We start from the raw sequence: 13,771 nt of genomic DNA on the forward strand, positions 1-13,771 counted from the left end.
CCTCCCGTCCCACACGAAAAGGCCCCTGCCCGAGATTCAGACGCGGTTCACTTCACCGGAGTGAAGTCCCGCGCGCCGATGAAGTCCGGCCGTCGGATCGGTGCCGCGAAGGGCTCCACGGCCGTGTTCTCCACGCTGTTGAACACGATGAACACGTTGCTGCGCGGGAACGGCGTGATGTTGTCGCCCGACCCGTGCATGCAGTTGCAGTCGAACCAGGTCGCCGAGCCGGCCTTGCCGGTGAACAGCTTGATGCCGTACTCCGAGGCCATCTTGGTCAGGCCCTCGTCGGACGGCGTCCCCGCGTCCTGCATCTGAAGGGACTTCTTGTAGTTGTCCTTCGGCGTGGCCCCCGCGCACCCGAGGAACGTCTTGTGCGACCCCGGCATGATCATCAGACCGCCGTTGGTGTCGTAGTTCTCCGTGAGCGCGATCGAGACCGAGATCGTGCGCATGTTCGGCAGGCCGTCCTCGGCGTGCCAGGTCTCGAAGTCCGAGTGCCAGTAGAAGCCGCTGGCCCCGAAGCCCGGCTTGACGTTGATCCGCGACTGGTGGACGTAGACGTCCGAGCCGAGGATCTGCCGGGCCCGACCGACCACGCGCTCGTCGCGCACCAGCTTCGCGAAGACCTCGCTGATCTTGTGCACCTCGAAGACCGACCGGATCTCCTTGGACTGCGGCTCCACGATGGAGCGCTCGTCCGCGCGGATGGCCGGGTCGGTGGTGAGGCGCTCCAGCTCGCGCTGGTACTCGGCGACCTCGTCGGGACCGATGAGCTGGTCGATGGCGAGGAAGCCGTCGCGGTCCAGGGACTGGAGGTCACCCGCCGAGACGGGACCGGGCGTGTCCGGGGAGCCCCAGACCACCGGGTCCTGCCGGGGGGTTGCCACCTCGGTGGCGCCGCGGGTGGGATAGAGATCAGTGACGTGCGTGGTCGTGGTCACGGTGACTCACACCTCCTCGGTGAGCAGCGGGTAGACGCCGTTCTCGTCGTGATCCTCCCGTCCGGTGACGGGCGGGTTGAAGACACAGATGCAGTGGAAGTCCTCCTTGACCTTGAGCGTGTGCCGCTCGTGGCCGTCGAGGAGATACATCGTGCCCGGCGTGATGTGGTACGTCTTCCCCGTCTCGCGGTCGGTCAACTCGGCGTCGCCCTTGGTGCAGACGACGGCCTCGATGTGGTTCGCGTACCACATCGACGTTTCCGTACCCGCGTACAGGATCGTCTCGTGCACGGAGAAGCCGACCTTCTCCTTGGCGAGGACGATCCGGGTGCTTTCCCAGGTGCCGGACGCGCTCTTCACGTGCCGGTCGGTGCCTTCGAACTCCTTGAACGAACGGACGATCACGGTGTTGCGATGCCTCCTAGGTGAGGGTGTGCAATGGTCCCCGGCGCCTTCGGCCGCGCGGGCCGAAGGCGCCGGAAGTACGGGTGGTGCCGGGCGGGTCAGGCCGTCTCGCGCACGGCCCGGGCCAGGGTCTTCATGCCCTCGTCCAGCTCGTCGGGCGTGATGGTGAGCGCCGGCAGCAGCTTGACGACCTCGCTCTCGGGCCCGGACGTCTCGATGAGCAGCCCCAGCTCGAAGGCGCGCTTGGCGACGCGTCCCGCGCGGTCCTTGTCGTGGAACTCCAGGCCCCAGACCAGGCCGCGGCCGCGGTACTCCTTGACGTCGGCGAGGTTCTCCTCGGTGATGGCGATCATGTGCTGCTCGACCTGCTCACCGCGCTTGCGGGTCTGCTTCTCCATCGCCGACCCGTCGGCCCAGTAGGCCTCCAGCGTGGCGGTCGCCGTGACGAAGGCCGGGTTGTTGCCGCGGAAGGTGCCGTTGTGCTCGCCCGGCTCCCAGACGTCCAGCTCCGGCTTGAACAGGGTCAGCGCCATCGGCATGCCGTAGCCGCTGATCGACTTGGAGACGGTGACGATGTCCGGCGTGATGCCCGCCTCCTCGAAGGAGAAGAAGGCGCCGGTACGGCCGCAGCCCATCTGGATGTCGTCGACGATGAGCAGCATGTCCTGGCGCTCGCACAGGGCGGCCAGGGCGCGCAGCCACTCGGCCCGGGCGACGTTGATGCCGCCCTCGCCCTGCACGGTCTCGACGATCACGGCGGCCGGCTTGTTCAGGCCGGAGCCCTGGTCCTCGAGCAGCCGCTCGAACCAGATGAAGTCCTCGACGGTGCCGTCGAAGTAGTTGTCGAACGGCATGGGCGTGCCGTGCACCAGCGGGATGCCGGCGCCGGCCCGCTTGAACGCGTTGCCGGTCACGGCGAGCGAGCCCAGCGACATGCCGTGGAAGGCGTTGGTGAAGGACACGATCGACTCGCGTCCCTTGACCTTGCGCGCCAGCTTCAGCGCGGCCTCGACGGCGTTGGTGCCCGTCGGGCCCGGGAACATGACCTTGTACGGCAGGTCGCGCTTGCGCAGGATGGTGTTCTGGAACGTCTCCAGGAAGCGGCGCTTGGCGGTGGTCGACATGTCGAGCCCGTGCGTGACGCCGTCCCGCTCCAGGTAGTCGATCAGCGCGCGTTTCAGCACGGCGTTGTTGTGCCCGTAGTTGAGCGAGCCCGCTCCGGCGAAGAAGTCGAGGTACTCGTGGCCGTCCTCGTCGTACATGCGGCTGCCGACCGCACGGTCGAAGACGGTGGGCCAGCCGCGGCAGTAGCTGCGCACCTCGGACTCGACGGTCTCGAAGACGCTGAGGTCGGGCTGGGTGATGGTCACGACGAATCGCTCCTCGTGGGGTGAGGGTGGGAGAGGAAGGTCGTACGGGTCCGGTGGGACCGGTCGCGGTCCCGGCCGGGAAGTCTGGGGGCCGGCCGGCCAGGGGTGCCCCGGCGGCTCGGCGGGGGATCAGCCGCCGGCGGACAGTGGGCCGATGCGGTACAGGACCTCGGGCTCGTGCGGCCCGTCGGGGAACACCGCCGTGTCGAACAGGACTTCGCGCTCAAGCCGGGCGCCGCGGCGCTCGGCGAACGAGGTGAACAGTCGTTGGGACGCCGTGTTGTCGGGAGAGATCGTTGTCTCCAGGATGGTGATCCCGCGTTCGCGGGCCACCCGCTCCGCCAGTCCGTCGACCAGCGTGGCCGCGAGCCCACGACCACGGTACGTCCCGTCCACCGCCACCTGCCACACGAGCAGGGTGTCGGGGCTGTCCGGCCGTACGTAGCCGGTGATGAAGCCGACCGGCACGCCGTGCCCGTCGCGGACGACGGCCGAGGTGGCGGCGAAGTCCCGGCACCAGAGCAGGTAGCTGTACGAGGAGTTCAGGTCGAGGACCTCGGAATCCCTCGCTATGCGCCACAGCGCGGCTCCGTCGGCCACTCTCGGACGGTCGATTTGCAGGTCTGCTTGCGCGGCAGTCATGCAAATTGAATTTACCCAGGGAAATTCGAAATTGCATCGCCGGATGGGGTTACGAATGGGCGCCTCATGTGTTATCACGCGGGCGCGTGCCGCCGCGCGAGGCGACGGCGTTATGGGGCGATTTGTGGGGGATGCAAGCCGCAAAACGGGCAGCATGTGGATCGGGTCACAATCGCGTAACCCGCGCGAGACGTGTCCGAAATGTGAAGATCGGCGCTCGTGAAATTGTTGTGTTTAGGTCCGGGGAAAGCGGGCAGAAGAATACGGGAAGCTGCGCTGAGTGGAATTCCTTAATTCTGCTTGTGTGAGCATCGGGAATTCCCTCGAATTCATCCTTCCGAAGGGCCGGTTCCGGCCGGCCGCTCCCACGCCTCCTCGACGGCCCGCAGGGCCGCCTCCGGATCGGCCTTCCGACCCCGCTCGGCCAGCGCGGCACCCAGTGCCGCCAGGCATCCCCGCACGGCTTCGCGCGTCGCGTCCGGACCGTAGTGGTTGACCCGGATCATCTCGCCCGCCAGCGCGCCCCCGCCCGCCGCCAGCGGCAGCGCGGGGTCGGCCTCCAGGGCGCGCGCCACCAGCGCGGACGCGTCGACGTCCGACGGCGTGCGCAGCGTCGTCGCGACCGGCGCCGCGTCCTTCGCCTCGTACACGTACGGCTCCAGACCGCCCAGCGCGAGCGCCCCGGCCCGGGTGGCCGCCGCGGCGGAGGCGTGCCGCGCCATCACCGTGCCGGCGCCCTCCGCCTCGATGCGCTCCACGCACGCCTCCAGCGCGAGCATCTCCAACTGCGCCGGCGCGTGCAGCAGCGCCCGGCGCCCGCCGTCGATCCAGCGCTCCTTCCAGTCCAGGAGGGACAGGTAGGACCTCCGCGGCGCGTTCGGGTTCGCCGCCATCCGCGCCCAGGCCCGCTCGCTCACCGACACCGCCGACACCCCGGCCGGGCCGCCCATCGCCTTCTGGGCGCCGATCACGCACAGGTCCACGCCCCACGCGTCCGGCAGCACCGGCTCGGCGCCCACCGAGGCCACCGCGTCCAGGTAGAAGAGCGCGCCGTGCGCCCGCACCACCTCGCCGATCTCCGCGACCGGGTTGGTGTTGCCGGTCGCCGCCTCGGCGTGCACCAGCGACACGAAGTCGATCTCCGGGTGCTCGGCGAGGGCCCGGCCGACCTGCTCGGCGGAGACGGCCGTGTGGAACGGCACGGCGAGGTCGTGCACGGTCGCGCCGCAGTCCCGCAGCCAGTTCCCGAAGGTCTGCCCGTACGGGCCCGTGACGACGTTCAGCGCGACGGTGCCCGGACCCGCGGCGGCGCGGATCGCGCCCTCCAGCGGCAGCAGCGCCTCGCCCTGCATGACCACCACGTCCTGCCCGGTGCCGAGCAGGCGCGCGACCCGGTCCTCGATCGCGGCGAAACGGCCGGCGCTCAGCGGGGCGAGATCCAGGAAGGGATGGGTCACGGCGGTGCTCTCTTCAGTAACGGCAGGTGTACGACGCGGGTGCGTCGCGTACGGACGCGCGCACGTTCGTACGCACGCGCACACGTCCCGTACGGACGCGGGTACGTCGCGTACGGAATCGAGAGTAACCATGGCGCCCGCCGGCACTCCCGCCGGAGGGCTTCCGTTGCGACACCCCCACGCCCGGAATCATGGCTTCCGTCACAGCCGGGTGATCGTTCGGCTGGTGGAATGGGCCCCGTGGTCGCTCTTGTACTGCTGGTCCTCGTCGCGGCGGCGACGGCCGCCGTCCTCCGCCGGGGCGCCGGCACCTACCCCCGCCACCCCGCCGCGGCAGCGGTGGCCGCGGCTCGCGTGCCGCGCGGGCCGAGCGCGCCCTTCCGGGTCGCCGCCGGGGTCGCGGGCGGCGCCGCCGCCCTGCTGTACCTCTGGGGCCTGCTGTGCGTCGGGGGTGCGGTCCTGGAGGCGGAGGACGGCGGCACGGACTCGGTGCCGCTGCGGCCGTGCCGGGACGGGGTGCCGCCGGAGCGGTCCGGGCAGGTCGTCGACTACTCCGTCTCCTACCTGCCCCTCGGCTTCCGCTGCGAGACCGTCGACGGCGACGGCTACGACTCCGCCGACGTCCCCGGCCACCTCAACCCCGGCGTCGCCGTCCTGGCGCTCACCGCCGTCGGGAGCGCCGTGGCGGCCGGGTACGCGACCGAGCGGCGCGCCCGCGCGGCGGCGCGGAGCGACGGCCGGGCACCGGCCTCGAACCGCCGTACGGGCAGCCTTTAGGGTGCGGGGCATGAGCGATCGCGCGGTGCTGCACGTGAAGGGTCGGGTGCTCGTCGGACCGGAGGAGGTCCGGGACGAGGTGTGGGTGATCGACGGCCGGATCTCCTACGACCGCCCCTCGGGCGCCGCCGACGTCCGCACGGTCGAGGGGTGGGCGCTGCCCGGCCTGGTCGACGCGCACTGCCACGTCGGCCTCGACCAGCACGGCGCCGTCCCCGCCGACGTCGCCGAGAAGCAGGCGCTGGCCGACCGCGAGGCGGGCACCCTGCTCATCCGCGACGCGGGCTCGCCCTCCGACACCCGCTGGATCGACGACCGCGAGGACCTCCCGAAGATCATCCGGGCCGGCCGCCACATCGCCCGCACCCGCCGCTACATCCGCAACTACGCCTGGGAGGTCGAGCCCGACGACCTCGTCGCGTACGTCGCCCAGGAGGCGCGGCGCGGCGACGGCTGGGTGAAGCTGGTCGGCGACTGGATCGACCGCGACCTCGGCGACCTGTCGGCCTGCTGGCCGCGCGGCGCCGTCGAGGCGGCCATCGCCGAGGCCCACCGCCTGGGCGCCCGCGTCACCGCGCACTGCTTCGCCGAGGACTCCCTGCGCGACCTGGTGGAGGCCGGGATCGACTGCGTCGAGCACGCCACGGGACTGACCGACGACACGATCCCCCTCTTCGCCGAGCGCGGGGTCGCCATCGTGCCCACCCTGGTCAACATCGCCACCTTCCCCGCGCTGGCCGACGGCGGAGAGTCCCGCTTCCCGCGCTGGTCGGCCCACATGCGCCGGCTCCACGAACGCCGCTACGACACCGTGCGCAACGCCTACGACGCCGGCGTCCCGGTCTTCGTCGGCACCGACGCCGGCGGTGCCCTCGCCCACGGACTGGCCGGGGCCGAGGTCGCGGAACTGGTCACCGCGGGCATCCCGCCCCTCGAGGCCCTCTCCGCGACGACCTGGGCCGCCCGGCGCTGGCTCGGCCGTCCGGGACTGGACGAGGGCGCACCGGCGGACCTGGTGGTGTACGAACAGGACCCGCGCGCGGACGTGCGCGTGCTCACCACTCCGCGCCGGGTGGTGCTCAACGGGCGGGTCGTCGGTTGACCAAGGGGAGTGACGCCGGCGAACACCCGTGCCGAACGATGCGAAGCAGGTTCGAACAGGTTCGCCAAAACCCCACGAAGGGGTGAAGTGCCCCCGGTTCGCTGACGGTTCGGCGGAGGCGGGGACATTCTGTCCGGGTCCCAAGCACGTCGCTCATGCGTGCCCCGCACGCATGTCTCACTGGGGGTCCCACCACCTTGAACGGCAACACCTTCCGCATGCCCGCACGCCGTCTCGCCGTCGTCGCGGCGGCCACGGCCCTGGCCGCGGGTCCCGCGACCCTGGCCGGCGCGGCATCGGCCCACGCGACCGGCGACCACGGCCGCGCGAGCGCCACCGTGCTGCGCGCCGGGCTCGACGTCTCCCTGCTCAACAAGACCGTGAACGTCCCGCTCGCGGTCACCCTCAACGAGGTGCAGGCACCCGAGAGCGCCGAGAAGACGGCGCTCACCGCCCGGCTGGACGGCGTGGACGGCGGAAAGCCCTTCAGCGTCCTGCGCGCCGACGTCGCCGAGGCGAAGGCGACGGCCACCGCAGACGGGAGCGAGGGCACCACGACGCTGGCCCGCGCCCGGCTGCACGTCCCCGGCCTGCCGCTGCTGTCGGTGATCGAGGTCCAGGAGGTCACCTCCACGGCGACCTGCGAGGCCGGGAAGAAGCCGGTCGCCGACGCCGACCTGCTGGGCCCGGTGACCGTCCTCGGCAAGAAGGTCACGCTCACCACCGGCGGCACGACCGACGTGAAGGTGCCCGGCGTCGGCGAGGTGCGGCTCGACCTCTCGAAGGAGGAGACCACCTCCCGCACGGCCGCCGCGACCGCGCTGGAACTCAAGGTCCACGTCAACCCGCTCCACCTGAACGTCGCCGAGGTCGACGGCACCGTCACCCTGGCCGAGGCGACCTGCGAGTCCCCGGCCGCCCCGGCGGACGAGGCCGGGCAGCCCCCGGCGAAGGCCGACGAGCCCCCCGCCGGCCAGGACGCGGGCCAGAAGGCCGACCCCGCCGATCCCGCCGCCGAGCCCGCGGGCGATGTGCGGGCCCAGGGCGCCCGCACCGAGGCCGACCTGGCCGAGACGGGCGGCAGCTCGTCGACGCCGTACGTCGCGGCCGGCGCCGCGGCCCTGGTCCTGGCGGGCGGCGGAGCACTGGTCCTGGCCCGGCGCAGGCGCGGCTGACCGGGCCGAGCACGCGGGACCGGCCGGGGGTGTACGACGTACGCCTCAGGCCGGTCCCGGCACCGCCACCGCCCGCTCCAGCGCCCGCAGGAAGCCCTCCGTCGTCGCCCGGTCCCGTACCGCCAGACGCAGCCACTCCCCGCCGAGCCCCGGGAACGTGTCCCCGCGCCGCACCGCGTACCCCAGCTCGCGCAACCGGTGGCGTACGGCGGCGCCGTCCGGGACGCGGAGCAGCACGAAGGGACCCTCGGGCGGTGCGACGACCCGGAGTCCGGCCCCGGCGAAATCCGCGAGCCCGGCGACCAGACGCTCCCGGTCGGCGGCGATGCGGTGGGCGGCGTGGGCGGCCTCCGCCAGCGCCCGCGGCGCCACACACACCTCCGCCGCCGCCAGCGCCGGCGTGGACACCGGCCACAGCGGCTGGGCACGCTCCAGCTCGCCGACCGTCTCCGGGTCCGCCAGCACGTAGCCGATACGCAGCCCCGCGAGGCCCCACGTCTTGGTGAGGCTGCGCAGGACGACCAGCCCGGGCACGTCCGTCCGCCCGGCCAGCGCCTCCCGCTCACCCGGCACCGCGTCCATGAACGCCTCGTCCACGACCAGCGTCCGGCCGGGCCGGGCCAGCGACGCCAGTACGCCCGCCGGGTGCAGCACCGAGGTCGGGTTCGTCGGGTTGCCCACCACGACCAGGTCCGCGTCCTCGGGTACGGCCGCCGGGTCGAGCCGGAAGCCGTCCGCCGCCCGCAGCAGCACCCGGCCGACGGTGTGCCCGGCGTCCCGCAGCGCCGCCTCGGGCTCGGTGAACTGCGGGTGCACCACGACCGGCCGGCGCACCTTCAGCGCCCGCGCCAGCAGCACGAACGCCTCCGCCGCGCCCGCCGTGAGCAGCACCCGCTCCACCGGCAGCCCGTGCCGCGCCGCCACCGCCGCCCGTGCGGCCCGCCCGTCCGGATAGGCGGCGAGCTGGCCGAGCGACGCGGCGACGTGCTCACGCAGCCAGGCCGGGGGTGTGTCCGCGCGGACGTTCACCGCGAGGTCCACCAGCGCCGAACCGTCGTCGCGCACCTCGGCGTCCCCGTGGTGCCGCAGGTCGGGACCGGACGGCTCGGGGCGCGGCCCGAGGGCCTCAGTGTGCGTGGGAGTGTGCGTGTCCATGCCCGTGATGGTGCCCGTGGTGGTGGTCGCCGTCGTCGTCGGGGTGGAAGTGCGGCTGCTGCGGCAGCCCCACCTTGTCCTCGAACCCCGGCAGCGCGATGCGGTACACGCAGCTGTCGCAGTTCATCCGCAGGTCGCCCTTGACCGCCTCCTCGTACCGCTCCCACACCAGGTCGAGCAGCTCCGGCTCGGGCCCGATGACGTCCGCCGAGCGCACCTCCGTCTCCGGGTGCGCGGCCGCCCACTCGTCCGTCTGGTGCCGGACCCGGTCCGGGAGGATGCCGGTGAACAGGAAGTACGGCAGCACGACGACCCGCCGCGCCCCCAGCCGCGCGCACCGGTCCAGGCCGCCCGGCACGTCCGGCTTCGCCAGCGACACGAACGCCGTCTCCACCGCCGCGTACCCGCGCCCCTCCCACAGCAGCCGCGCCGCCTTGAACACCTCGGCGTTGGCGTCCGGGTCCGTCGACCCGCGGCCCACCAGCAGCACGGTCACCTCGGACGGGTCCCAGGACGGGTCGACCGCCTCCGCGAGGCGCCGCTCCAGCACCCGCAGCAGCGCCGGGTGCGGGCCCAGCGGACGACCGTACGTGTACGAGATGCCGGGGTGGCGCTCCTTCTCGCGGGACAGCGCCGCCGGGATGTCGCCCTTGGCGTGCCCGGCGGACACCAGCATCAGCGGCACCGCAGCGAACCGGCGCACACCGCGCTCGACCAGCTCGGCGACCGCGTCGCCCAGCGGCGGCGGGGACAGCTCGATGAAGCCGCCCGCGACGGGCAGCTCGGGGTGGCGTCGGCCCAGCTCGCGCACGAAGTCGCGGAACGCCTCGGCTCCGGCCTCGTCCCGGGTGCCGTGTCCGGCGATGAGCAGGGCGGGCGGGGTCGTCACAGGTTCTCCTCGGATGTAGCGGATACGTCGGCCGTTGCGGACGAGTCGGTCTTCTCGGCGGGCGGCGCGGTGTCGCGGGCCTGCCAGCGGTAGCCGCGCGGTGTCACCATGCGCCCGGCGATCTCCCGGGTCGCGGTGTTGCCCACCGTCACGACGGTCATCATGTCGACGGTCGCCGGGTCCAGGGCGGCGAGCGTGGACAGGCGGCTCGACTCGTCGGCGCGCGACGCGTTGCGCACGACGCCCACCGGAGTCGACGGTTCACGGTGCTCGGCGAGGATCGCCAGCGCCTTCGGCAGCTGCCAGTCGCGGCCCCGGCTGCGCGGGTTGTAGAACGTCACGACGAGGTCCGCCTCCGCCGCCGCCCGCACCCGCCGCTCGATGACCTCCCACGGCGTGTGCAGGTCGGACAGGCTGATCGACACGTGGTCGTGGCCCAGCGGCGCGCCCAGGATCGCCCCGGCCGCCAGCGCCGCCGTCACGCCCGGCACCCCGACCACGTCGATGTCGTCGGACGCCTCCGCCAGCGCCGGCGAGGCCATCGCGTACACCCCGGCGTCCCCGCTGCCGATCAGCGCCACGGCGTGCCCGCGCCGCGCCTCCTCGACCGCCGTCCGGGCCCGCTCCTCCTCCGCGCCGAGACCGGACTCCAGCACCCGGGTGCCGGGCCGCAGCAGGTCGCGGATCTGGTCGACGTACTGGTCGAGGCCGACCAGCACCGACGCCCGCCGCAGCTCCGCCCGCGCCCGCGGCGTCACCAGGTCCCGGGCGCCCGGCCCGAGCCCGACCACCGCGAGCCGCCCGCGCCCGGGGCGCCGCACCACCGCGCAGGTCGCCGTCGCGGGCACCGCCGCCGACTTCCGCTTGGGCACGAGGAGTTCACCCCCGCGCACCAGCGCCGCCGCCTCCGCGACCGACGGGGTGCCCACGGCCGCGAGCGGCGCGTCGGACGGGTTGGGCACCTCGACGCCCGCCAACTCGCCGGCCGGGTACGTCACCAGCGGCACGCCCAGCCGCCCGGCGGCGGCCACGATCCCGGGCTCCTCCGCCTTGGCGTCCACGGTGGCCAGCTCGGCGACCGACGCGGCGGACAGCCCCGCCTCGCGCAGGGCGTCCTCCACCAGCCCGAGCACCTCCTCCACCGGTGCGCCCCGGGAGGCGCCGACACCGACGACCAGGGACGGCGGACGCAGGACGACCTCGCCCTCCGACGGCTCCACCGTGCGGTCCGTCACCCGGATTCCGTACGCACCTTCGGCCCCGACCGGCAACGGCGGCAGCGGCCACGCCACCTCCGCGCGCAGCGCCACCGGCTCGCCGTCCAGCAGGGCCCGCGACACCCCGGCGACATCGCCCTCGACGGGCAGCCCGAGCGTGTCCAGGCCGGCCAGGCCGACGGCGTCCGTAGCCGTCGTCACCACCGGCTCCGCACCCAGCACCTCGCCGACCGCACGGGCCAGTTCGTTGGCGCCGCCCCCGTGCCCGCCGACCAGCGACACGGCGAACCGCCCGCCCTCGTCGACGCACACCACACCCGGGTCGGTCCGCTTGTCGTCCAGCAGCGGCGCCACGAGCCGGACCACGGCCCCCGTCGCCAGGAAGCACACTAGCCGGTCGCACTCGGCGAACGCGGTCCGCACGGCGTCCCCGACGGGACCCCCGTACACCCGCGTGCGGCCCGGCCAGGCCGCGGCCAGCCGGTCCCGCGCCGCCGCTCCCGCCGCCGTGGCGGAAATGAGGCCGATCAAGGGGCAACTCCTTCGGTACGGCCGTGCGGCCTGACGCCCCACAGCAGGAAGACGGGATTGGCGGCCGCGAGCCGGGTCACGTCGCCCGGCAGCGGCGCGAGCCGCGAGGACTGCAACAGCACCCCGTCGCACTCCAGACCGGCGCCGAGCAGCGCCTCGCGGGCCGCCGGCACCCGGTCGAGCGCGGCCAGGGCGACGACCACGACGCGCCGGGCCCGCCGCGCACACGCGGCGACGATCGCGGGCAGTTCGCGCCCGCCGCCGCCCACGAACACGGCGTCGGGGTCGTCCCCCAGACCGGACAGGACCGCGGGCGCCGCCCCGTGCACCACCCGCACGTCGACGCCGTGCGCGGCGGCGTTCGCGCGGACCCGCCCGACCCCGTCCGACGTCTTCTCGACGGCGGTGACGGCGGCACCGAGCCGCGCACACTCCACGGCCACCGACCCGGAGCCCGCACCGACGTCCCACACCAGGTCGCCGGGGCGCGGCCCGAGGCGGGCCAGGGCCAGCGCCCGCACCTCGAACTTGGTGATCATCGAGTCCCGGTGCGCGAACGCGTCCTCGCCCAGCGCCCACCCGGCGGGCCCGGGACGCGGCCCCGCGACCGCCCGCACCGGCCCCAGCGCCCGCGCTTCGTCCAGGCACAGCACCACGCTCACCGCCGCGCCCCAGTCCCGTCCGGCGGCCTCGGCGGGCGTCACCCGCTCCACGCGCTCCGCGTCGGAGCCCAGCGCGGAGGCGACGACGAACACCCGCCCGTCGGACCGCAGAGCGGCCCCCAGCTCCGCCGGACCGGCCCCGGGACCGGTCAGCACGGCGACCTTCGGGTACGCCCGGCACAGGTTCACCGCCGTGCGCAGGTCCCGCCCGTGCGCGCTCGCCACCACGGCGTCGTCCCACGGCAGCCCGGCCCGCGCGAAGGCCGCCGCGACGGAGGAGACCCCCGCCCGCACGTCCAGCCGCTCCGGCCCGAACCGCTCGGCCAGCGCCCGCACGATCCCGAAGAACCCCGGGTCGCCGGAGGCCAGCACCGTCACCGGCCGCCCCTTCGCGACGTACTCCGCGACCGTGTCCAGGGCCGGCGCCAGCGCCCCGAGGACAACCGTCCTCGCGCCCTCCGGCAGTCGTACGGCGTCCAGGTGCCGCCGCCCGCCGACGACCAGCTCCGCGCCGACGGCCACGTCCCCGGGCAGCGGGGAACCGGTCCCCGTCCCGACCACCGTGATCACGTGCTCGCACCCCGCGAGCGCAGTTCCCGGCGCGCCTCGGGGTCGGCCCTGCGATAGCCGTGGAAGTGCCCCGGGTGGTAGAGGTGCGAGCGGGTGCCGTGCGCGTCGAGGGCCGGGCCGACCAGGAACAGGGTGTGCTTCCAGAGCTTGTGCTCCTTGACCGTCTCCTCCAGCGTCCCGATCGTGCACCGCACGACCAGTTCCTCCGGCCAGGTGGCCTGATAGGCGACGACGACCGGCGTCTCGGTCGGATAGCCGCCCTCCAGCAGCTCCCGCACCAGCTGCCCGCTGCGGGCCGCGGACAGGAAGACCGCCATGGTCGTGCCGTGCTTCGCGAACTCGCGGACCTCCTCCCCGGGCGGCATCGGCGTCTTGCCCCCGCCGAGCCGGGTGAGGACCACCGACTGCGCGACCTCCGGGATGGTCAGCTCCCGCTGCGCGAGCGCGGCCACGGCCGAGAACGCGGAGACACCGGGCACCACCTCGGTCGCCACGCCGATCTCCGCACACCGGTCCAGCTGCTCCTGCGTGCCGCCCCACAGCGCCGGGTCGCCGGAGTGGATACGGGCCACCCGCAGCCTCTGCTCCCGCGCCCGCCGGTACACGGCGACGACGTCCTCCAGCGACATCGTCGCCGAGTCCAGCACCTCGGCACCCTCCCGCGCGTGCTGGAGCACCTCCGCCTGGACGAGGCTCGCCGCCCAGATCACCACGTCCGCCTCGGCGATGGCACGCGCCGCACGGAACGTCAGCAGGTCGGCGGCGCCGGGACCGGCACCGACGAAGGTCACCCTGGCCTCGGAATCCATCGTTTTCGGTCCTCTCCTGTGCATCCTGCGCATCCTGTGCATATTTACTGCGGTTGCTGCTGTCGT

Annotated in this window: 13 protein-coding genes; 3 read left to right on the forward strand and 10 right to left on the reverse strand. The window is 73.7% G+C overall.

The features are described from left to right. Window positions 1–47: 47 nt before the first annotated feature. From thpD to Sco07f_RS30230, 5 genes are all read right to left on the reverse strand, one after another. Complete coding sequence (gene thpD / locus Sco07f_RS30210; RefSeq protein ID WP_007448161.1) at window positions 48–944, reverse strand: ectoine hydroxylase; 897 nt, start codon at window positions 942–944, stop codon at window positions 48–50. A gap of 6 nt (window positions 945–950) precedes the next feature. Then, on the reverse strand, window positions 951–1,349 hold the full coding sequence (locus Sco07f_RS30215) for an ectoine synthase (RefSeq protein ID WP_003976954.1): 399 nt from the start codon (window positions 1,347–1,349) through the stop codon (window positions 951–953). A 98-nt stretch (window positions 1,350–1,447) separates the two neighbouring features. Then, window positions 1,448–2,719: a diaminobutyrate--2-oxoglutarate transaminase gene (ectB, locus tag Sco07f_RS30220; RefSeq protein WP_007448159.1), complete on the reverse strand. Its 1,272-nt coding sequence runs from the start codon at window positions 2,717–2,719 to the stop codon at window positions 1,448–1,450. Window positions 2,720–2,848: 129 nt separating this feature from the next. Further along, window positions 2,849–3,361, reverse strand: coding sequence for a diaminobutyrate acetyltransferase (gene ectA, locus Sco07f_RS30225; protein ID WP_007448158.1), 513 nt, complete (start codon window positions 3,359–3,361; stop codon window positions 2,849–2,851). Window positions 3,362–3,690: 329 nt separating this feature from the next. Further along, window positions 3,691–4,818: a pyridoxal-phosphate-dependent aminotransferase family protein gene (locus Sco07f_RS30230; protein WP_108989689.1), complete on the reverse strand. Its 1,128-nt coding sequence runs from the start codon at window positions 4,816–4,818 to the stop codon at window positions 3,691–3,693. A 240-nt stretch (window positions 4,819–5,058) separates the two neighbouring features. Here Sco07f_RS30230 and Sco07f_RS30235 point away from each other — a divergent pair, with 240 nt between their 5' ends. The 3 genes from Sco07f_RS30235 to Sco07f_RS30245 all read left to right on the forward strand — a co-directional run bounded on the left by Sco07f_RS30235 (window position 5,059) and on the right by Sco07f_RS30245 (window position 7,872). Then, the gene (locus Sco07f_RS30235; protein ID WP_108989690.1) at window positions 5,059–5,595 is read left to right on the forward strand and encodes a hypothetical protein; all 537 of its coding nucleotides are present in this window, start codon (window positions 5,059–5,061) and stop codon (window positions 5,593–5,595) included. 10 nt (window positions 5,596–5,605) lie between these two features. Then, the gene (locus Sco07f_RS30240; RefSeq protein WP_108989691.1) at window positions 5,606–6,697 is read left to right on the forward strand and encodes an amidohydrolase family protein; all 1,092 of its coding nucleotides are present in this window, start codon (window positions 5,606–5,608) and stop codon (window positions 6,695–6,697) included. A 197-nt stretch (window positions 6,698–6,894) separates the two neighbouring features. After that, the gene (locus Sco07f_RS30245; protein ID WP_167468270.1) at window positions 6,895–7,872 is read left to right on the forward strand and encodes an SCO1860 family LAETG-anchored protein; all 978 of its coding nucleotides are present in this window, start codon (window positions 6,895–6,897) and stop codon (window positions 7,870–7,872) included. 45 nt (window positions 7,873–7,917) lie between these two features. Here the strand turns inward: Sco07f_RS30245 and cobC are convergent, their stop codons facing one another. The 5 genes from cobC to cobM are packed head-to-tail and all read right to left on the reverse strand — an operon-like array spanning window position 7,918 to window position 13,705. Continuing rightward, the gene (cobC, locus tag Sco07f_RS30250) at window positions 7,918–9,027 is read right to left on the reverse strand and encodes an Rv2231c family histidinol phosphate aminotransferase CobC (RefSeq protein ID WP_108989693.1); all 1,110 of its coding nucleotides are present in this window, start codon (window positions 9,025–9,027) and stop codon (window positions 7,918–7,920) included. Continuing rightward, on the reverse strand, window positions 8,999–9,916 hold the full coding sequence (locus Sco07f_RS30255) for a sirohydrochlorin chelatase (protein ID WP_108989694.1): 918 nt from the start codon (window positions 9,914–9,916) through the stop codon (window positions 8,999–9,001). Before Sco07f_RS30255 ends, cobC begins: the two co-directional genes overlap by 29 nt. Beyond that, on the reverse strand, window positions 9,913–11,664 hold the full coding sequence (gene cobJ / locus Sco07f_RS30260) for a precorrin-3B C(17)-methyltransferase (protein ID WP_244942168.1): 1,752 nt from the start codon (window positions 11,662–11,664) through the stop codon (window positions 9,913–9,915). Before cobJ ends, Sco07f_RS30255 begins: the two co-directional genes overlap by 4 nt. Beyond that, window positions 11,661–12,896, reverse strand: a complete 1,236-nt coding sequence (cbiE, locus tag Sco07f_RS30265) for a precorrin-6y C5,15-methyltransferase (decarboxylating) subunit CbiE (RefSeq protein ID WP_167468271.1) — start codon at window positions 12,894–12,896, stop codon at window positions 11,661–11,663. Before cbiE ends, cobJ begins: the two co-directional genes overlap by 4 nt. Next, on the reverse strand, window positions 12,893–13,705 hold the full coding sequence (gene cobM / locus Sco07f_RS30270; protein WP_167468272.1) for a precorrin-4 C(11)-methyltransferase: 813 nt from the start codon (window positions 13,703–13,705) through the stop codon (window positions 12,893–12,895). The genes cbiE and cobM overlap by 4 nt, the downstream gene beginning before the upstream one ends. Window positions 13,706–13,771: the final 66 nt, after the last annotated feature.

Source organism: Streptomyces coelicoflavus, from assembly GCF_003112555.1.
Lineage (GTDB): Bacteria > Actinomycetota > Actinomycetes > Streptomycetales > Streptomycetaceae > Streptomyces > Streptomyces coelicoflavus.